The organism is Vibrio sp. Vb0304 (assembly GCF_033338995.1).
Lineage (GTDB): Bacteria > Pseudomonadota > Gammaproteobacteria > Enterobacterales > Vibrionaceae > Vibrio > Vibrio alginolyticus.
Map to the genome: position 1 here is coordinate 52,773 of NZ_JAWOTT010000001.1, position 19,127 is coordinate 71,899.

Below are 19,127 nucleotides of genomic sequence, written 5' to 3' on the forward strand. Positions count from 1 at the left end.
TAATGCCAATCTGGAGTAACTGGACTGAGAGCCGGTCCAGATTGGTTTTTTATACTCTGATGTATTGCTGAGACGGTAAAATATCAGGGCAGGCAAGGAAGGAAATAATTATAACGAGGACTATCTAATGATAGAAAATAGCTTTGCTATCACGTCCACTTTTGTGGCGTATTTACTGATTATGGTTGCTATTGGCGTTTACGCGTATAAGAGGACTTCCAATTCATCTGACTACTTCCTAGGTGGCCGTAGCCTAGGTCCGTGGCCTGCTGCATTATCTGCAGGTGCTTCAGACATGAGTGGTTGGTTGCTGCTAGGCTTGCCTGGCTATGCGTACGCTGCGGGTATCGAGGCCTTCTGGTTAGCCGGCGGTCTACTTCTTGGTACATGGGCAAACTGGCTCATCAGTGCAAAACGCCTCCGTACCTACAGTATCCAAACTGACGCGCTAACGTTGCCAGAGTTCCTGTCACGTCGCTTCAACGATAAGTCGAAACTGATTCAGACAATCTCTGCGTTTTTCATTCTTCTATTTTTCCTTTTCTACACCAGCTCAGGTTTGGTCGCAGGGGGCAAACTGTTTGAGACGGTATTCGGTCTAGATTACACCTACGCTGTTATCATCGGTACGGTGTGTGTCGTTTCTTACACACTATTCGGTGGTTTCCTAGCGGTATCTTGGACTGACTTAGTGCAAGGTCTGCTAATGGCGGCTGCGCTAATGATTGTTCCTATAGCGGTAATGGACGGTGGTTTAGGTCAGCTAAGTTCTGATCTACATGACATCAACCCAGAACTTGCAACGCTATGGAATGACGCGAAAGGCGAACCATTGTCTGCGATTGCCATTATCTCTCTAGCGGCGTGGGGCCTTGGTTACTTTGGTCAGCCACACATCCTAGCGCGTTTTAAAGCGTCTCGTTCAAACAAAGATCTAACGACTGCACGTCGTATCGCAGTGATTTGGACGGCACTATCTATGGTTGGTGCAATGCTTGTTGGTCTTGTTGGTCTGGTTTGGGTTACGGGTCATCCGGGTACTCAACTAGAAGACGGCGAGAAGATCTTCATGCTATTGGTTAACGCAGTATTCCACCCTGTCGTTGCGGGTATGTTGTTAGCAGCAATCCTAGCGGCGGTAATGAGTACCGCTGACTCACAGCTCCTTGTTTCATCTTCAGCGCTTGCAGAAGATTTCTACAAGCAAGTATTCAAGCCAGAAGCGTCTTCTGAAGAAATCGTAATGATTGGTCGTATCGGTGTTATCGTTATTTCGCTTGTTGCGCTATTCCTAGCGATGACGCCTGATAGCTCAGTACTTGGTCTTGTATCTTACGCTTGGGCTGGTTTTGGTGCGGCATTTGGTCCTGCGGTTGTACTTAGCCTTTACTGGAGCGGTATGAACCGTAACGGCGCGTTAGCAGGTATTCTTGTTGGTGGTATCACTATCGTGGTTTGGAAGCAGCTAACTGGCGGTTGGTTTGATGTGTACGAAATCGTACCGGGCATCATCTTCTCTACGCTTGCTATCATTGTGGTAAGTAAAGCAACGGGCGGTGCTGCGCAAGACGTGTTAGACCAACACCAGTCGTTCGAGAAAAAACTGGTTGAACTAGACTAGTAACTTCCCGTATATGAACACAAAGCCCGCTATTTTAGCGGGCTTTGTTTTATCTGAAACTTAATTAACGTTAATGGTGGTAGCTTGAGATCAAAGCTTAGCATTGCTCGGTTAGATTGGAGTGTTAGTCGCGACGAATTTTGGCGTAAATAACGGTGTTACTCAACTCTCCCGATGTAGTCAGACGTTCGTTTCTGAGCTCTCCTTCGAACTCATAACCACAGCGCTCGGCTACAGCCCGGCTCTTTTGGTTGGTGCTATCAGCATGAATTGCGATTCTCTTGGCGCCCAAGTCATCAAACGCATAGCGCTCAACTTCGAGTACAGCCTCGGCAACATAACCATTGCCAACGGCAGCATTATCTAACCAATAACCTATCTCAAAGGATGGTACGTCGGGATCTCGAATCATCAAGCCGACCGCACCCAGTAAGCGATCGCTTTCCTTTTCAATGATGTAGTAACGCAGCTCTTCTTCGAAGTTTTCAAAGTTTGCGATGGCTTTCTCTGTCCCTTCTATCATCGCTTCTAATGTCAGCACATGAGGCACCCACGGCAGATAGACTTCGAGAGTCTTTTGGCTGCGAACGACAGCTTGATGCGCCTCTTCGGCTCGTTCTAAACAAGCAGGGATGAGTTTGAGACGTTTCGTTTCCATGCCGACTCTCCTATGGGTGAAAAATGAGCGGAAAATCATTTAAACAGATGTACTTAGAATGATCTAGTCAACGCCGTCATATTATTCACTTGGTTTGCCAGAGAGAAACTGAGAGAATCGAACCGTTATCAAACCAACTAGGTTCATTATGAAACTTTTAGTAAGAAACTTGGCTCGTCACATGACCGAGCAAGATATCCGCAAATTATTCTCAGCGTACGGCAAAGTAGAACTGTGTTCGCTAGTGCTTGATCAAGACACGGGTTTGTCGAAAGGCTTCGGTTTTGTCATCATGCCGGACGAAGCAGAAGCCATTTCTGCTCTTGAAGCACTGAATTTGACGAACGTAGAAAAAAGCAAAATTCGCGTGAAAGTCGCACAAGACTAACACAGAGAAAAGCCAGCGTTATTGCTGGCTTTTTTGTCTTTCTATTTAGAGACCAAATTGGCAACATTCTAGAATGTCTTCTCTTTTCGTTTTAGCGAGATTGATCATCAATTCTCTCTTCAAGTTGTTTCATTAAATCCTTTAACTGTAGAGAATCGAAATTGTTTGAATTCGGCACTTGGTAAGCGTCGTTGACTGTGTAGAGCATCAAACTTTTGCTAGAGAAGAACTCTTTCTGTATTTGGACTTTGACAATGTCATCAAGAGGTAGACGGAAGTAAACCGTTGAGCCCTGGCGGTACTTCAAGGTGTTGGTGCTTGCATCGATATCTAGCGTTTTAGGATTGAACACGCGGCGCGTGAAGTACGTTGAGAGAAGTTTCAATCCTATTATTGTGAGTGCTACGAGTCCAAACTCGACGATCTTGTCTGCTAGGTAGGAAAAATAGAACAGCGACAAAAATACAGTTCCTAGCAAGAAAGGGTTGTTCTTGGGCAGATTTTGTGAAGTTTCATGGATGATCATCCGACATATCCCTCTTCGATACGCGGTAAACTCACTGCACCAAGTAACTCCCCAGTGTTTTGCAAGGTAATAGCGTACGCCACGCCTTGATGCTGCTGATACATCGGATCGTGCCTATCTATCCATGCTTGCGCCATCGGTCGCTCATAAGGATGAGGGATGTTTGCTGTCATGTCGGCAATTCGCTTATCTCCAGCGAGTAAAGCCACTTGTTGGCAGTCATCGATATTGAATGGCCGGAGGACGAGTCTTTCGGTAGTGAGAATCGGTTGTATCGTCATGCATTTCTTCCTTGATGAGACGGCTATAGCTGCTAGCAACTGGTTTGCGGGGTAAATCAAGATAACAAGGCGTCTCGAAAGCTCGATCTAGCCAGCTGTAAAGTTGTCATGCGCCTTACTAAATAATAAGCCCGAACAATTGCTTATGTGTAATGTGTCGTATTATTACACACATAAGCACGTTTGCTCATATTGATGGTACAAAAGTTGAGGTCTGACCAATGTCTCAGTTTTTTGATACTTTCGTTCAATTTTTTGAAGATAGGGCACAAAAAATTAAAGGAGCTTTTTAATTGTGGAATTATTTTGAACAAAATATGTCAACTGTCAGTAGGACGAAAAAGTAGGGAGAAGAGAAATGCCGGATATATATTGCGCAGCTTGTAGAAAATCAACGCAACATAAAGTGATTATGAAGCGTTGCGAGCCTCAGTCTGTTGACTCGTTAACAGGCAAAATGGTGAGTTTTACACAGCTGATGGCGAAATTTGTATCAGGTGAACATTATTACGAGATGGAGCCTCAATACTACTGCCGTTGTTGTAATCATCGTGCAATTGGAGAGGTTGTTCCACATCCTACACGGCATACATCGGCCGCACTCTAACTCTGAGTGATAGCCATAATTAATGGCTAAATAGGGCGGCGTTGCCCGAACGACATATCTATACAGGCGTGTCATGCGCTTTCAAATTTGCGACTCCGCGGGAGCCGCTAGGTTGCTTTTTATCTTCATATCACGGTTACTAAGTGAGCGGCAATAATCATAGCACTTTCCCTCCTTCGTTGTTTTCTGGTTATTCTCTGCTGAATTTCACATGCTGTGCATTTGATGGTTTGCAATTTTTTGAGCAACGATTAATGTGATGCTTTCTAAGTGGTTACAAGGAAGTGGGTTAATGAGTTATCAATTGGACCGGATTGATTTACATATTTTGAGAGTGCTTCATTCGAGAGGCAGAATTCCAGTTGTAGAACTAGCAAAGCTGATTAACTTAACGACTTCTCCATGTTCTGACCGTGTAAAGCGACTAGAAAAAGAAGGGTATATCAATGGTTACCATGCAGAGTTGAATGCGGAAAAGTTGGGGCTGGATGTGCAGGTATTCATCCATATTCGTTTAGACCAAACCAGTTTTTCTATTTTTGAAAAGTTTGCGAAAGCGGTGGAATTGATGCCTGAAATTGAAGAGTGCTACTCGCTCTCTGGAGATTTCGATACCATGATAAAAGTTCGTGTTAAGAGCATGAAAGCGTATCAGGAGTTTATGTCGAGCAAGTTAGGCACGCTTCCGGGCGTGATTCAAACTCGTAGTGAAGTGGTCATTGAAGAACATAAAACGGGATTTGGTGTTAATCCCGAGCTCCTTGGTTAGGCGAGGCATGTGTTGAGCCTCCTTATTTAGCGTGGCTTGGTATATTACTTTTTCTCGATTAAAAAAGGAGCCGAAGCTCCTTTTTTAATAAATCGGTGAGCGATTATGCCCCGATAAAGGTACTGATAAGGCCAATTAAACCTCCAAAAACACCGCCCCAAACGACTAGCCAGCCAAGGTGTTGTTTAATCATCTTTTGCACCATTTCTTTAACTAATGCCGGTGTTAATTCGCTTAAACGTTGATCGATGATACCTTCAATGTTCTGCTTTATCTCATCCATCATTGCAGGAGATTCGAATTGCTCTTTCAGTGCTTCTTTGATGTTATCGCTCTTGCTCAACTCAATGATGGATTCTTGCATTTTTTCGACGAAAGGTTGGCGCATGGGTTGTAGCGCTTCCGAGCCGCCAAACATCGCTAGCATGCCGCCAAATTGAGAGCCTTCAATTACTTCCACTAGGGAATCAAATGCTGGATTTAAATCTACTTTCTCAATTACTGGTTGAAGATCGATGTTCACACCGCCCGCCATTTCTTTATTCAAGAATCGGTCAATGTTCGCTTCAGTAAAAAACTGTTCCATCATTAAGTTTTTGATAGCCAGTTTAAACTCTTCAAATCGCGCGGGGATCACGCCAGAACCGTATAATCCAGGCACTTTCTCAAATAGCATATGGATGGCAAGCCAGTTGGTGATGGCGCCTGAGAACGCAAACAGCCCTGCATACCAAAGATAGTCGTTTTGTAATTGATGACCTCCAGCCATCAAAGCGATAGCGAGGACATTCGTTAGCAAACTTTTGTTCATAGTGACCAGTTATATGTGAATATCGGAATAAATAAGTGGGCCTGATTCTATACCTAAGTCACATTGAGATGCTAGGTTTTGCCGTGATGAGTGACCGTGTTGCGAAGGGATAAAAATGGATGTACAGAAAAACAAAACCCGACAATTACTGTCGGGCCACTGCTTTTTCTTAGAAAAACTAAGATTCTATTTTTAATTTTAGATGCGGTAGATCTTACAACAAAGTTGGCATTTCCATCTTTCTGAGTAGCCGAATAGCTTGTCAGCCCAACTTGGTTTGAGTTGTACGATCTGCATTGAACCACATTTACACATAAGCTAATTACCTTATTGTTAATATAATAACTAAGCCATCTATTGAGTATAGCTGTTTCTCAAAAAGTGAAATGACAAATGAAGACGGCTCAATACTCTGTATTGTGTTCATTGCAATGGATACGCAACGAGGCGGTATATTAGCAGAAAAAGTGTGAGCTTTATCATGGAGAGTGTTTCATATATGAGAAACCACAATGGCTATATGAGCGTCTAGCCATGGATTAAAATAAAAAACGGCGCTTAAAGCGCCGTTTTTATTGAGCTTATCACTCGTTAAGAAGCGTGTTGATTGTCTAGTTCTTCAGCGATAAATCCGCCAGTTTGATGCGCCCAAAGCTGGGCGTAAATGCCGTTATTCGCAATGAGTTCTTGATGAGAACCTTGTTCAACGATGCTGCCTTTATCTAGCACGATGAGGCGATCCATTTGTGCGATGGTCGATAATCGGTGAGCGATAGCAATAACCGTTTTCCCTTGCATTAATTCATTTAAGCTTTCCTGAATCGCTGCTTCGACTTCTGAATCCAGAGCCGATGTTGCTTCATCCAATACCAGCAATGGTGCATCTTTGAGTAGCACACGAGATATTGCGATACGCTGACGTTGGCCGCCAGACAGTTTCACACCACGTTCACCAACTTGCGCATCGTATCCGACATTACCAAATGGGTCGGTCAGAGTTTCAATAAACTCATGGGCATGCGCTTGCTTAGTGGCTTTCAGCAAATCTTCTTCTGTCGCATCTGGATTGCCATACAAAATGTTGTCTCGAATTGAACGGTGTAGCAGAGAAGTATCTTGGGTCACCATACCGATCTTTGAACGCAAAGAGTCTTGTGTGACTTCTGAGATGTTCTGTCCATCGATCTTAATGCTGCCGTCTTCGACATCGTGGAAACGAAGTAACAAGTTCACCAAAGTCGATTTTCCGGCGCCGGAGCGCCCAACCAAGCCTACTTTCTCTCCTGGTTTGATGTTGAGATCGAGATGGCTAATCACGCCTTTATTCTCACCGTAATGGAAGCTGACGTTATCAAAGTGAATGCCACCTTCAGTGACTAATAAGTCTTTTGCGCCTGGTTTATCTTTAATATCAATAGGCTTAGAGAGCGTTTTCATTCCATCGACTACGGTTCCCATATTTTCAAAGAGGGCGCCAACTTCCCACATGATCCACATCGACATACCATTTACGCGTAATGCAAGGCTAACAGCTATCGCAATCGCGCCAACGCTGATGGCACTATCCAACCACAGGTAAATCGATAAAGCAGCAACGGAAAATACCAAAATATAGTTTGAGATCTCTACAGCGACGTCGAAGCCGGTCACTAGGCGCATTTGACGATAGACCGTATTCAAAAATCCTTTCATGCCTTGCTCGGCATATTGGGTTTCGCGCTGGCTATGAGAAAACAGTTTGACGGTTTGAATATTGGTATAACTGTCGACGATGCGCCCTGTCATTGTCGAACGTGCATCGGCCTGTGCTGAAGCGACGTCTTTGAGCTTAGGGACAAAATAGATTTGGATAGCGATGTAAGCGAGTAGCCAGACAATCATTGGGATCATCAAACGCCAGTCTGCCGTCGCTAACATAATGATCATGCTGGTGAAGTAAACCGTAACGTAAACAAACACATCCATAGCTTTCATCACGGTTTCGCGCACAGCTAATGAGGTTTGCATGACTTTCGTTGCGACTCGACCTGCAAAATCATCTTGATAGAAGTTCAAGCTTTGATTGAGCAAATACCGGTGTGCAAGCCAGCGGATAGACATTGGGTAGTTGCCCAATAACGTTTGATGAACGAGCAACGAGTACAAGATCACCAATATAGGCATGACAACCAGCAATAAGGCTCCGTAGAAAATCAAATCCGATTTGTTGTCTTGTAAGAACGTTTCTGGATTGCTGGTAGACAACCAATCAACCAATTGTCCCATGGCGCCAAACAACATTACCTCAACAACAGCCACAATTGTGGCCATCAAAGACATGATGATCAAAGGCTTTTCATAACCACGAGTGTAATAACGCAGAAAAGCGAACATCCCTGAAGGAGGCTGATCCGGTGTAGATTTGGGGAACGGCTCTGTAAAGCCTTCAAATCGTTTAAACATAACTCATCCTAAAGTTAAAACAGTGCCATTTGGGGTGGCTAAATCCATCGATTCACGCTGCTTTGGACGAAACCGCGTGTATGAGAGTTTTTTGCCTGCTCCTCGATAAAGCAGACCGATTGACGAGAGGGGCGAAAAAATAGTCTAACCGATTGTGTCTTAAATGTAACTAGTTGGTTATGAGTGTGATTGTCTATGGTTCTGATTCTTATGATGAATTCTTATCATGTTCATCGTGGTGCCATAAAAGCTTAAACCTGCAAAGTGACAATAAAATTTAAGGAAAAATGAACTTAATGCAGCAAAAATTACTTTTGTGCAATTAAATTAATTGTCAAAACAGCAAAACTGAAGTTAACAATAAATTTACAATCTCCTCATTCTAGTGATAAGGAATGTATTGGATGCTATTACACGAATCAGTGACCCAATTTGCTAATGGGAAAGAAGAAAGCACGCAAAGTGCTCAGCGCCAAACCGCAAACTGCGTAGTGATGGTGCCACCGAAAGAGTTTCGTTTTAATGAAGAAACCGCACAAGATAATGAGTTCCAACATAAAGTGTCACTCAGCCAAGAAGAAGTCTCACGTCGAGTAATGGCCGAGTTCGCGAGTATGGTTGCAACGCTGCGTCAAGAGGGCGTTCAAGTTGTTGAGTTTGATTATCCAACTTCAGATGTTGCAACGCCAGACGCGGTATTTCCAAACAATTGGTTTAGCACTACGCCAGATGGCACGTTGTACACCTTTCCAATGGCCTGTGAAAACCGTCAAAAAGAAGTACGTCCCGATGCACTTGTGGCAGCACTAGCGCAAGCAGGGCGAGAAGTTCATCGACGCAGCAGTCTAACTGAATATCTTGACGAGCAAGCGTATTTAGAAAGCACGGGTGTGATGGTGTTTGACCACCTAAATAAAACGGTCTACGCCGCACTCTCACAACGTTGTGATCGTCTGGTTTTAGAAGATTACGCCGATCGTATTGGCTATGAACGAGTGATTTCTTTCCAAACTCGTTTGCCGTCTGGTGCGCCGATTTATCACACCAATGTGATGATGGCGGTTGGCGAACAGTTTTGCGTGATTTGTGACGAAGTGATCCCAGAATTTGAGCGTCGTTTTGTAATGAAGTCACTCGCCAAAGACAAGCAAGTCATCTCAATTTCGCTTGATCAGATGAACCAGTTCTGCGGTAACATTCTGCAACTAGAAACGATCAACGGCGACAAGGTGATTGCGATGTCGCAATCGGCGTACGATGCATTCTCACCAGCACAAAGAAACCAATTGGCGACGCACGGTAAATTGCTGCCATTCGACGTTTCTACCATAGAATCTATTGGTGGTGGTTCGGTTCGTTGCATGTTGGGTGAAGTGTTCTTACCGAATCGTAAAGCTGTGCTTTAATAAACTGCACATTTCTTTTCAGCCGCAGTGAAAGGCTGATGAAGCGTTCTCTTCAAGGGTTTTTAGCCGTTAGCTCTGTGGCAGTACAGACTAACGGCTTTTTTGCGCTTTTTAGTTTTCTGACGATTTGCGTAGGCTACGCTTGGTTTAAGCGCCTAAAATAGGATGGTTCACCTAGCAGATTGTGGTAAAGTCCGCGCCTGCGTTTTACCGCATCTTCATTATTTTTATTGCTTCTTCAACCCAAAGTACAAGGTTTTCGTTAATGCCATTTTCTACTCTCTCATTGAGTTCTGAGCTGATTCACGCACTGCCAAAAGACTTCAAGAAACCGACCGATATTCAAGCGTTGGCCATTCCTGAGCTGTTGGCTGGTCAAGATCTATTGGCTTTGGCAAATACAGGCAGCGGCAAAACCCTTGCTTATGGTTTGCCTTTGTTGGAAAAGCTGGGTGTCAATCCAGAGCAAAAAGCGCTGATTCTTGTGCCAACTCGTGAGCTGGCAATGCAAGTGAGTGAAGCAATTAACCAAGTTGGTCAAGTTCTTGAACTCAACGCAGTGTGTTTGTGTGGCGGCGTTGATAAAGAGCAACAACAGCAGGCGCTAGCGACAAATCCTCATATCCTTGTCGCGACGACAGGTCGTTTGGTTGATCTGGCAAACAACGGTTTAGACTTAAGCAATATCCATTACCTAGTGTTGGATGAAGCGGATCGTCTGTTGGATATGGGCTTTTGGCCTGACGTACAAAATATTGCGGGGCTGATTTCAAACCAGCGTCAAACCGCGATGTTCTCGGCAACGTTTTCAGATGAGTTGAAGGGTAAAGCGAAGCTGCTTATGCCGGCACCAAAGCAAGTTGCAGCGCATCAAGAAAACAGCACCAACCAAGATATTGCTGAAACGCTGTACCTCGTTAACAAAGGCAGTAAAACCAAGGCATTGATTGAACTGATTCAAAAAAACGCGTGGACTCAGGCATTAGTATTTATTGGTGCGAAAGAGAACGCCGATGGCTTAGCGAAGAAGCTGAATAAAGCGGGCATCTCAACCAATGCGCTGCATGGCAATAAGAGTCAAGATGAGCGAGAAGAAGCACTGGCGCAGTTTAAATCTGGGCAAATTCAGGTGTTGATTGCCACCGATCTACTAGCGCGCGGCATTCACATTGAGCAATTGCCTGTAGTGATCAACTTTGAACTGCCAATGCATGCAGAAACCTATGTTCACCGAGTAGGACGCACCGCTCGCGCAGGCGAACAAGGTGTGGCGGTGTCATTGGTTTGTCATGGTGAAATGGACGCACTAAGCGCGATTCGTCACCTGACTCAACGTGCATTACCAGTGCAAGATCTGGCAGGTTTTCCAGTAACGGATAAGCCATCAACTGGCGAGAGCAAACGCGCGCCACGCGATAAAAAAGCCAACCGCCGAACTAATGCTAAGAAGAGCATTAAGCAGTTTCAAGGTAAGTCGAAACGCCCAGCCCCGAGTGCGAAGTAAACCAAAAAAACACGCTCTGACGGCATAGTCGGTTCAGAGCGTGGCTTAAATTTTACTTTGGGGTGTTAACCCACAGTTGGGCCAACCAAGCGCATTTCCCAATCTTCAACTTCGCCAGTTTCTAGGCGGCGCTCGACCAACTTGCCCCAAGACTCGACTAACGGCAGCTCAGACAGCTGAGTGAGTTCTTTTCTATCTAAACAGCCAGTGAAAACCGCGCCCATGATGCGAGCCAGTGGCCATTCTGGATAAGGTCTTTCGCACAGAATAATCTCGTCACCTGCACCGATATCGCCTTCTTCCAACACTCGGAAATACCAGCCTGTTCGAAGCGTATCTTGCAGTTTTCTCGCCATGTCGTGTTGGTCAAAACGTACGTTAAGTTTCCAGCAAGGCATGCGACCTTGCGACACTTCCAGTTGTGTTGAGCCGATGCGAATTTTATCTTTCAAGCAAATCGTGGATTCGGTGACGCCTTCGGAGCTGATGTTTTCGCCAAAGCCGCCGGCGGATTGGAAAATTGGTCTTTCGCCTAATTCTTGTTGCCAGATTGGGTAGTGCTCGCTTGGGTAAATATGAAGCGCTTTTTGAATGCCACCATGAAAGCGCGGATCACCTTGCTCATCACTGGTAAAACCAAGCTCTGTTGCGTGCTGGCGCTCAGGTAGCACTTGTTTGTTGATTGCGCTTTGCGCTCCATGAGCATAAGGGACGGTTTTCCCTGCTAGCACAGCTTTTACGACGCCGATTTTCTTCATATAACCTCCTTATATTTGAATGAGAGATAAAGTGTTTACCTTCATTCGCAATGCGGAGCATGATAGCCTAGTAAACTTGTGTCGGTGTAGGGATGAAAAGACAACTAACAATGCTAACTCGCCAAATTGATTCGAAGTCAGGCGTCGTCACCTCCAATGAGATGATGGCCGCGAATCCCCATTCTCCTGTTTTAGTGAAAACCATCGACATGCCAAAAGGTTACATTGATGCGCTGCATCAACACACTTGGCATCAAATCATCTTTCCTATCAAAGGGTTATTGCAAACACAAACTGAGCATTATCAGCATTTGGTTCCGCACACCTCTGCGTTATTTGTTCCTGCGGGTGTTCAACACGAGTCGATTGCTCTAAGCAATACGATATTTGTTGGCATTTACCTCAACCCTGAGTTTGGCGCAACGTACGAGCCACAAGTGAGAACCATTGCTTTAACGCCGTTTTTAAATGAGCTTTTACAAGAGATCCGCAGACAGTGTGAAGGTGAGACAAGCCACGAAGAAGTGCTGCATTTGCTGGCGGTGTTGCATGATCAAATTTTGAAACGCAACGTGCAGACATTTCAGTTATTGCTACCACAAGACAGACGACTAAAACTGATTTTCGAGCAATTGACAGACGAGCCCGCGTTAAGCTGTTCGCTAAAAGAGTGGGGGGAGAAAATTGGGGCGTCTGAGCGTACTTTATCACGGCTGTTCGCCAAGGAATTCAACACTTCATTTCTGCTTTGGCGGCAACAAATTCGGCTAATTTACTCGCTTTCTTTGTTAGATGAATCGTTGCCAATCCAAGCCATTGCAGACCTAGTGGGTTATCAAAATGACTCATCCTACATCAAAGCATTTAAAGCCTATTTTGATATGACGCCACAACAGTTTAGAGTGAACGGCGCATCGCGCAGGTAGAAATACAGAGTTTCGACTTCACTTAATGCTTTTGAGTAGAAGTTACGAAACTTCCTTTTTGAATTTCAATTACATGGTATGAATAACAATGGCACCAACGATAAATACTCGAGTGAATCAATTCTGTTTTGGCCAACCCAAAACGTCGCTGTCGTTGGAAAAAGAGCCCCTCAAACCGCTTGCTCAGGGCAAGGTTCGGGTGAGACTCGAAGCTACAAACATTAACCCAAGTGACTTGCTTTCCATTCATGGTGTTGGGCAATACCGCCGCGTTCACGTACCACCTCGCGTGCCGGGATTTGAAGCGGTTGGGCGTGTGGTGGAAGTCAGTGCAGTCGGTCAAACTGACCTTCAAGTTGGGCAAAAGGTGTTGGTGGCGATGAGTGGTACTTGGCAATACTACATAGATGCCGCGCCTGAGAATCTTTTTCCGCTACCTGAGAGTTTGGAGAACGGCTATGCCTGCCAATTGTACATCAACGCGCTAACCGCGTGGGTTATCACCACTAAAGTGGCGAAGTTGAACAAAGGCGATGTGGTGATCATCAATGCGGCAGGGTCAGCGATCGGTAAGATATTCGCCCAGCTTGCTCACTCACTGGGTTTTACACTGATTGCTGTGACTTCAAAGCCAGAAAAGTATCCGTACGATACGATTCCAGTGTTGGACGCAAAACAAGACTTACACGCGCAGCTGCAAACGCGCCAACTGCCACAACCAACGGTCGCTTTGGATGCGATAGGCGGTGAGGCTGGCACGGATCTCATTCGTACCTTGAAAGAAAACGGCCAATACATCAACTACGGAACATTGTCGTTAACGCCTTATACGCCTGAGTTTTTTGAATCGATGAAGGCCAACAACATCGACTTTAGTACATTCTTTTTGCGGTATTGGGAAGAATCGGTAGGTAAAGGCGGGAGAAAGACGGTGTTCGCTGAAATGTTAGAACACTTTACTAGCAGCGACATAAAGTTAAACGTTGCATATGATCTGTCGTTAGAGGACTTTCAAACAGCGATTGAAATGGTTGAGCGACGCTCGTCAGCAGTGTCAGGTAAAATCATTTTGACGCTATGATTTACAGTGAGTCTGTTGAGAAAAGGGAGGATAAAATCCTCCCTTTTTTATGGGTTTATTTGTAATGATAGGGCTATTTTAGATGGAAGATTTGCTCTGTTTCGAGCGATGTCATCGCACGTACTTGACGCCAAATGTAATAAAAAATACCGAACATCATCAACATACTTGGGATGGCAATCATTGGGTAACTGTACAGCGTCATTTTTCCTAACTCTTCGTTAAAGGCAGCAGTACCAGAAGGGCTAGTCACAATCCAAGTCGCAAGGAAGTAGTTCATTGCAGATGAGAACGCAAAAGTACTTGCAAACAGGTAGTTAGAAGACATAAGGCAACGTTCGAACGCATCGGTTTTATCATTTTCTTTTAAACGTTGGTTAATCAACGCGAGGTTCAACACTGTGTCATTCAGTACTAACTTCTGCATCAGCGGGTAGCGGGTAAACGTTGAACCCAAAACCGCTAAACCGATCAGGCCAGGAATCAGGGCTTCTTTTAGTGCTAACCAGCGTGTATCAAGCTCTAACAAGCCGATGCCACCAGTTAGTAGAACACTGATAAAGCCCAGAGCAGAAATAAAGTTAAATTTCTTGTTACGGACAAGGTCCATACCGCCATAAATGATAGGAAATAGCAAAGCGACAACCAGCGCCATTGCTGTCCCTAGATGCTCATCGCCACTAAACTTCATCAAAATGAAGGAAGGGATAAATACGTTGAAAAGGATTTCAAATAAGGGATTCGGCTTTTTCGCCGTCGTGTTACTCATAATGTTTTACTGACTCTACTCTATGTCGGCTGTTATTGTACTTTGACAAGAAGTGTTCATCTAGTCGCGCTTGATGTAAAGCGTTAAAGCGTCGAGTTGTGTAACGACTTATGAAATAGACCGGAGCATAGCCAGTTAGTTTACATGGTTGACTACTTTTTGTGTCTTAATGACTCTCCTTCTGTGCGATGATCTGATTACGCGCTCTGAATAATCGAGTCGCCACTGTGTTGTGGTTGAGCCTCAAGGCTTGGGCAATTTCATCATGATTCAACCCAGCCACTAAGCTCAAGAGCAACGGCTCTCGGTATTTGGGTTCGAGAATCATCATTTGTTTTTGAAGCCAATCTTGGGCCATGTCGTAGTCACTGCCAGGGTAGGTTTTTGTCTGTATTGCACACTCATCAATGTCGACAAAATCGTACTGTTTTCTATCAAAGCGCCGAGCATTCTCACGACGCAAAATAGTAATGAGCCAAGACTTCGCGGCGTTGGGGTCATTTAATTTATCAAAGAATCGCCACGCTTTCAGAAAGGTTTCTTGCGCTAAATCTTGAGCAAGGTGGTGATCTTTGCATAACCAATACGCGAGACGGTAGATCTCTTGGTATCGATCTTTCGTCAGTGCTTCGTAACGTTTATGTTTTTCCATAGCATTAAGATAAAAAGTTTGGAGAGCACGTTGTGTCTGCCAGATGAACGACAACCCTTTTTATCGCTTTTACAGTGATAAAAAGGGTTGTTCGATTAGGAAGATAAATTCGAAGAGTTAACCTTCGAAATATCGAAGGGTGGCTCTGATTACTTTCTTACACGCTTAAAATGGTTGGTTGGAAAAACGTGAGTACTGGATGGCATCTGCGACTTCCTGAGCTTTAGACTCTGAAGTCATAAGGTGAAGTAGCTTAAGAGCAGCTTGATAGCTAACTAGGCTACCGTTCGAAGTGATAACGCCATCATCAATGACAAAATTCTGGTCGACTTGTACTTTGACTGCTGGGTAATCTCTTTGAAAGCCGTTTTCACCTCCGGCCCAAGTTGTTGCTTTTTTGCCGTTTAAAAGGCCAGCTTCGGCTAACAAATACGCGCCAGAGCAATTACTTGCCATCCAATCTGCCGCCTTTGAGGTAGTTTTAATAAAGTGAATGAGATCTTTATTTTCGATTAGTGCATCCATGTCATAGCTGGATGTTAAAACCAATACGTCGAGTTCCGGCAGATCACCAATCCAAGCATCCACACCAATTTTTAATCCTTCTTCAGTGGTGATGGTTTTCTGATCTGAGACGGAAATGGTGAGCACGTCATAATCACTAAACCAAGTGAGACGACTTGCGACGCCAAAAACCTCTAAAGGAGCAGTAACATCAGAGGTCAGTACGCCATCGTAAACCAGAATACCAATTCGTTTATCTGCGGCATGTGCTGTTTGAAGCACCCCAAAGAATAGGACTAGTGTCGCTATCAATAGTTGTAGTGCATTCTTCAATCCGTTTTTACCCATGGTTTTTTCCTCGCTAACAGAGCATCAAGTTATTGAGGTTCATTATATTTAGGCTAATTAGTGATTGAAGAGCCACTTGGTCTTTACTAAAGTGAATAAAATTCATGAATAGAGTTCATTGGTTATATGGATAAGATACGGTCCCTACGATTTTTTATTGCCACTTTAGATGGCGGTAGTTTTGCTGCGGCTGCCAAAGTGTATGGCACTGACCCTTCGACCGTGAGTAAAGCCATACATCGTCTTGAAAGCGATTTGGGTATACAGCTTTTTCAACGTTCTACGCGACAGAGCCGCCTGACAGAAGCTGGTCGTAGGTACGCAAATACTGCTAGGTTTGTACTGGAGGAGCTGGCGGCATGTGAGGATTCATTAAAAAGTCACAATGATGCGCTTTCAGGGCAGCTTAAGATTAATGTGCCAGTCTCGTACGGTCGCCTCTATATTCGTCCTTTATTAAAAGAGTTTTGTCGCCGCTACCCTAACATCACTATCGATATTCATTACGATGACGCCTACGTTGATATTATTGAGCAAGGTATTGATGTGTCGATTCGCTCTGGTGTCGTTCACGATAGTCAATTGATTGTGCGTCAGCTGAGCCCTATCGATTTTATCATTTGTGCCAGTCAGGATTACTTAGCGCGCCATGGTGTTCCGAGTGGCCCGGATGTATTCAATGACCATTCTTGGGTTCGTTTTCGTTTTAAACAAACGGGGAAACTGTTGCCGATTCGGATGCCAGAACCAGACGGTGCGAGTGAATATGACCCCGAAAGAAACTACATTGTAAATGACGGTGAATCCATGGCAGAGCTTTGCGCAGAAGGCTTAGGATTAACTCAGATCCCTCATTTTATCGCGAGAGACTGGCTTAAAGCGGGGCGTTTAGTGCCGATATTTCCGAGCATGCGCCAAGCAGGAAATGGCGTGTATCTTCTCTATGCCAACCGGGATTATGTGCCTGCACGAGTTAGGGTGTTCATCGATTTTATCACTCAAGCAATACAGGATATGGATGAAACGCCATTCCATACTTGGGCTGAAACGTTGCCGATTTATCGACCGAACCAAGGCGATTGAAAACTTCATGTGAGTCTTTGGTTAAAACCCCCTAAGCTATATGACGCTTTTATTGGTTTTTGTTAGTTTATTGGGCGTTATTATCGAAAAGCGCAGTTTGCTCTTCGTCACTCATAAAGGAAAGACAATGCCAACTAAGATCTTAGTGCCTGCTTTGGCCCTACTTCTCAGCGCATGTGGCGGCGATGGGGAGTCGTCAGCCCCAGCAGAAAGCGGCTCACAAAACACAGGTTCCACATCGTCACAAGGCACATTTGCCGAGCAGATGCTTGCAGCGGTCAACAGCGCTCGCTCTACTACACAACAGTGTGGCGCAACCACCATGCCACCTGTTGGGGCCCTGACTTGGAGCTACGATTTGGAAAGCGCCGCTTATCGACATTCAAGCGATATGGCGAACAGCGATTTCATGAGCCACACAGGCTCTGATGGCAGCAAAATGTCAGATCGAGTTAACGCAACGGGTTATGCTTGGAGCGCCATTGGTGAGAATGTCGCCGTAGGGCAAAGCACCATTAACGCCGTCGTGAATGCTTGGTTATCGAGTGAAGGTCACTGCCTTAATATCATGAGTGCGGATTTTGATCAGATGGGCGCGTCGCTTGTCGAAAATCACTCTGCACGTTACGGGTATTACTGGACTCAGGTTTTTGCCAAACAGCGCTAATGCGATAAAGAAGCCCGATAGATAAAAAATAAAACGCCAGCAGTCACTATCTGCTGGCGTTTTATTATTTACATCTCTTTTAGCTTGTCAGGTTACGAAGTTTTGGGTCATCCGCCAGGTATTCAACAAATTCAATCTCAAAACCTGCAGGGTCAACAAAATACACATTTTTGCGATATGGTTCATCAGCACCAGGTTGGGCAATCGGATAACCTGCATCGGTTAGTCTTTTGATGATTGCATCGACGTTGTTGGTCACATAAGCAAAATGCGCTAGCCCAACTTGGTGCCCGCTCAACTCGCGGTTTTCTCCTTCGCCATGGTCACTCATGGCTATGTATTGATACTCGTCGCCAAAATGTAGCCAGTTTCTTGGCTTGCCACTCCATTCGCCTTTACCTTCATCACGCACGTACCAATGTGGAAATGCAGTTTGGTAAAACTTCAGCATTTCAGGGATATCTTTCACGACTAAGTTAATATGTTCTAGTTGGATCATGATGTGCTCCTTTTTGTCATTTTCTAGCCAACGATGAATATGCTAAAATCTCAAGTTAAGTTGAGGTAAAGGGCTTTTTTAAAATTTTTTAGGGTTGATATCTTTGGATCTGGATACATTGAGAGATTCGGTGGGTTTGGTACTTTGAATCTGAAAGCTGGGTTAGGGGCTTGCAACCTTGTTTCACCTTTTGTTTGTTCGTGTTCTTGCTAATCATTTTCGATCGAGTTTGTGGTGAGTAGATTCCCAGTCTCACCTAGGTTCGCGGGAATGACGGAAAGAGAGTGCTAAACGAAGAGCGTCATTCTGAAAGAGCCTAAGCGAGTATTCAGAATCTACTTTCAGTGTGTTGTTATGTTGCGTTGTGAATTGAACTATCCGCGAGCACAGAACCAGTTCCTCCCTTTTGAGCTCTGCGTGTTGAGAGCTTCGGAGTTTGATACAAGGGGAGGTTAGGTGGGGTTGCTGGTTGAATGTTGGGTAAGGTGCTTGCAACCTTGTTTCACCTTTTGTTTGTTCGTGCTACTCATTTTCGATCGAGTTTACGGTGAGTAGATTCCGAGTCTCACCTAGGTTCGCGGGAATGACGGGGAGAGAACGCTAAACGAACAGCGTCATTCTGAAGGAGCCTAAGCGAGTATTCAGAATCTATTCGCAGCGCGTTGTGATGCTGGTGGAGTGAACTGAATTATCCGTGATTGTAGAGCCATTCCCTCCAGTTTGAACTCGGAGCGCTGAGAGATTTGCTTACACCTCTCCCCAAACCAAAAAAGCCAGCAGTTAATATCTGCTGGCAAAGTCTTTGGGCTTCTAGGTTTTTTGATTGT

At 44.8% G+C, this 19,127-nt stretch carries 19 protein-coding genes and 1 pseudogene; 10 read left to right on the top strand and 10 right to left on the bottom strand.

Features of this window, described 5'->3' with window-relative positions; translation table 11 throughout:
• Nucleotides 1–127 precede the first annotated feature (127 nt).
• Nucleotides 128–1,621 (top strand): sodium/proline symporter PutP, encoded by a 1,494-nt coding sequence (gene putP, locus R7P35_RS00215; RefSeq protein WP_005374582.1) that lies wholly within the window; start codon nt 128–130, stop codon nt 1,619–1,621.
• A gap of 124 nt (nt 1,622–1,745) precedes the next feature.
• Here the strand turns inward: putP and R7P35_RS00220 are convergent, their stop codons facing one another.
• Nucleotides 1,746–2,279 carry a GNAT family N-acetyltransferase gene (locus tag R7P35_RS00220; protein WP_017820066.1) on the bottom strand — a complete coding sequence of 178 codons (534 nt, stop codon included), beginning with the start codon at nt 2,277–2,279 and terminating at the stop codon, nt 1,746–1,748.
• A 148-nt stretch (nt 2,280–2,427) separates the two neighbouring features.
• On the opposite strand from R7P35_RS00220, the gene R7P35_RS00225 reads away from it, so the two are divergent.
• On the top strand, nt 2,428–2,667 hold the full coding sequence (locus R7P35_RS00225; RefSeq protein WP_005374587.1) for an RNA recognition motif domain-containing protein: 240 nt from the start codon (nt 2,428–2,430) through the stop codon (nt 2,665–2,667).
• Nucleotides 2,668–2,758: 91 nt separating this feature from the next.
• Here the strand turns inward: R7P35_RS00225 and R7P35_RS00230 are convergent, their stop codons facing one another.
• Together R7P35_RS00230 and R7P35_RS00235 are read right to left on the bottom strand one after the other, a co-directional pair.
• Nucleotides 2,759–3,193: a hypothetical protein gene (locus R7P35_RS00230; protein WP_054576534.1), complete on the bottom strand. Its 435-nt coding sequence runs from the start codon at nt 3,191–3,193 to the stop codon at nt 2,759–2,761.
• Between the two features lie 5 nt (nt 3,194–3,198).
• Nucleotides 3,199–3,474: pseudogene (locus R7P35_RS00235) on the bottom strand (GNAT family N-acetyltransferase); the annotation flags it as partial.
• Nucleotides 3,475–3,832: 358 nt separating this feature from the next.
• Between R7P35_RS00235 and R7P35_RS00240 the strand changes: the two are divergent.
• Both R7P35_RS00240 and R7P35_RS00245 read left to right on the top strand, forming a co-directional pair.
• A complete protein-coding gene (locus R7P35_RS00240; RefSeq protein WP_005374593.1) occupies nt 3,833–4,081 on the top strand; it encodes a hypothetical protein in 249 nt (82 codons plus the stop codon).
• Between the two features lie 292 nt (nt 4,082–4,373).
• Nucleotides 4,374–4,850 (top strand): Lrp/AsnC family transcriptional regulator, encoded by a 477-nt coding sequence (locus R7P35_RS00245; RefSeq protein WP_005374595.1) that lies wholly within the window; start codon nt 4,374–4,376, stop codon nt 4,848–4,850.
• A 103-nt stretch (nt 4,851–4,953) separates the two neighbouring features.
• Here the strand turns inward: R7P35_RS00245 and R7P35_RS00250 are convergent, their stop codons facing one another.
• Together R7P35_RS00250 and R7P35_RS00255 are read right to left on the bottom strand one after the other, a co-directional pair.
• The gene (locus tag R7P35_RS00250; RefSeq protein WP_054576535.1) at nt 4,954–5,661 is read right to left on the bottom strand and encodes a DUF445 domain-containing protein; all 708 of its coding nucleotides are present in this window, start codon (nt 5,659–5,661) and stop codon (nt 4,954–4,956) included.
• A 591-nt stretch (nt 5,662–6,252) separates the two neighbouring features.
• The gene (locus tag R7P35_RS00255) at nt 6,253–8,103 is read right to left on the bottom strand and encodes an ABC transporter ATP-binding protein (RefSeq protein ID WP_054576536.1); all 1,851 of its coding nucleotides are present in this window, start codon (nt 8,101–8,103) and stop codon (nt 6,253–6,255) included.
• 404 nt (nt 8,104–8,507) lie between these two features.
• Between R7P35_RS00255 and R7P35_RS00260 the strand changes: the two genes are divergently transcribed.
• Both R7P35_RS00260 and R7P35_RS00265 read left to right on the top strand, forming a co-directional pair.
• Nucleotides 8,508–9,509, top strand: a complete 1,002-nt coding sequence (locus R7P35_RS00260; RefSeq protein WP_005374598.1) for an arginine deiminase-related protein — start codon at nt 8,508–8,510, stop codon at nt 9,507–9,509.
• 265 nt (nt 9,510–9,774) lie between these two features.
• On the top strand, nt 9,775–11,013 hold the full coding sequence (locus tag R7P35_RS00265) for a DEAD/DEAH box helicase (protein ID WP_064369552.1): 1,239 nt from the start codon (nt 9,775–9,777) through the stop codon (nt 11,011–11,013).
• Nucleotides 11,014–11,078: 65 nt separating this feature from the next.
• Here R7P35_RS00265 and R7P35_RS00270 read toward each other — a convergent pair whose 3' ends face one another.
• Nucleotides 11,079–11,771, bottom strand: a complete 693-nt coding sequence (locus R7P35_RS00270; protein WP_064369553.1) for an MOSC domain-containing protein — start codon at nt 11,769–11,771, stop codon at nt 11,079–11,081.
• Nucleotides 11,772–11,881: 110 nt separating this feature from the next.
• Between R7P35_RS00270 and R7P35_RS00275 the strand changes: the two genes are divergently transcribed.
• Nucleotides 11,882–12,697, top strand: coding sequence for an AraC family transcriptional regulator (locus tag R7P35_RS00275; RefSeq protein ID WP_017634526.1), 816 nt, complete (start codon nt 11,882–11,884; stop codon nt 12,695–12,697).
• An 88-nt stretch (nt 12,698–12,785) separates the two neighbouring features.
• Nucleotides 12,786–13,778, top strand: a complete 993-nt coding sequence (locus R7P35_RS00280; protein WP_158155576.1) for a zinc-dependent alcohol dehydrogenase family protein — start codon at nt 12,786–12,788, stop codon at nt 13,776–13,778.
• 73 nt (nt 13,779–13,851) lie between these two features.
• Here the strand turns inward: R7P35_RS00280 and R7P35_RS00285 are convergent, their stop codons facing one another.
• From R7P35_RS00285 to R7P35_RS00295, 3 genes are all read right to left on the bottom strand, one after another.
• Nucleotides 13,852–14,547 (bottom strand): VC0807 family protein, encoded by a 696-nt coding sequence (locus R7P35_RS00285; protein ID WP_053303949.1) that lies wholly within the window; start codon nt 14,545–14,547, stop codon nt 13,852–13,854.
• Between the two features lie 166 nt (nt 14,548–14,713).
• The gene (locus R7P35_RS00290) at nt 14,714–15,244 is read right to left on the bottom strand and encodes a sigma-70 family RNA polymerase sigma factor (protein WP_255209459.1); all 531 of its coding nucleotides are present in this window, start codon (nt 15,242–15,244) and stop codon (nt 14,714–14,716) included.
• Nucleotides 15,245–15,364: 120 nt separating this feature from the next.
• Nucleotides 15,365–16,051 carry a DJ-1/PfpI family protein gene (locus R7P35_RS00295; RefSeq protein ID WP_005374612.1) on the bottom strand — a complete coding sequence of 229 codons (687 nt, stop codon included), beginning with the start codon at nt 16,049–16,051 and terminating at the stop codon, nt 15,365–15,367.
• Between the two features lie 126 nt (nt 16,052–16,177).
• Here R7P35_RS00295 and R7P35_RS00300 point away from each other — a divergent pair, with 126 nt between their 5' ends.
• Nucleotides 16,178–17,134, top strand: coding sequence for a LysR family transcriptional regulator (locus R7P35_RS00300; protein WP_054576541.1), 957 nt, complete (start codon nt 16,178–16,180; stop codon nt 17,132–17,134).
• 127 nt (nt 17,135–17,261) lie between these two features.
• Nucleotides 17,262–17,801: a CAP domain-containing protein gene (locus tag R7P35_RS00305; protein ID WP_005398264.1), complete on the top strand. Its 540-nt coding sequence runs from the start codon at nt 17,262–17,264 to the stop codon at nt 17,799–17,801.
• Between the two features lie 79 nt (nt 17,802–17,880).
• On the opposite strand, the gene R7P35_RS00310 is transcribed toward R7P35_RS00305, so the two are convergent.
• On the bottom strand, nt 17,881–18,300 hold the full coding sequence (locus R7P35_RS00310) for a VOC family protein (RefSeq protein WP_005374615.1): 420 nt from the start codon (nt 18,298–18,300) through the stop codon (nt 17,881–17,883).
• Between the last annotated feature and the right edge of the window lie 827 nt (nt 18,301–19,127).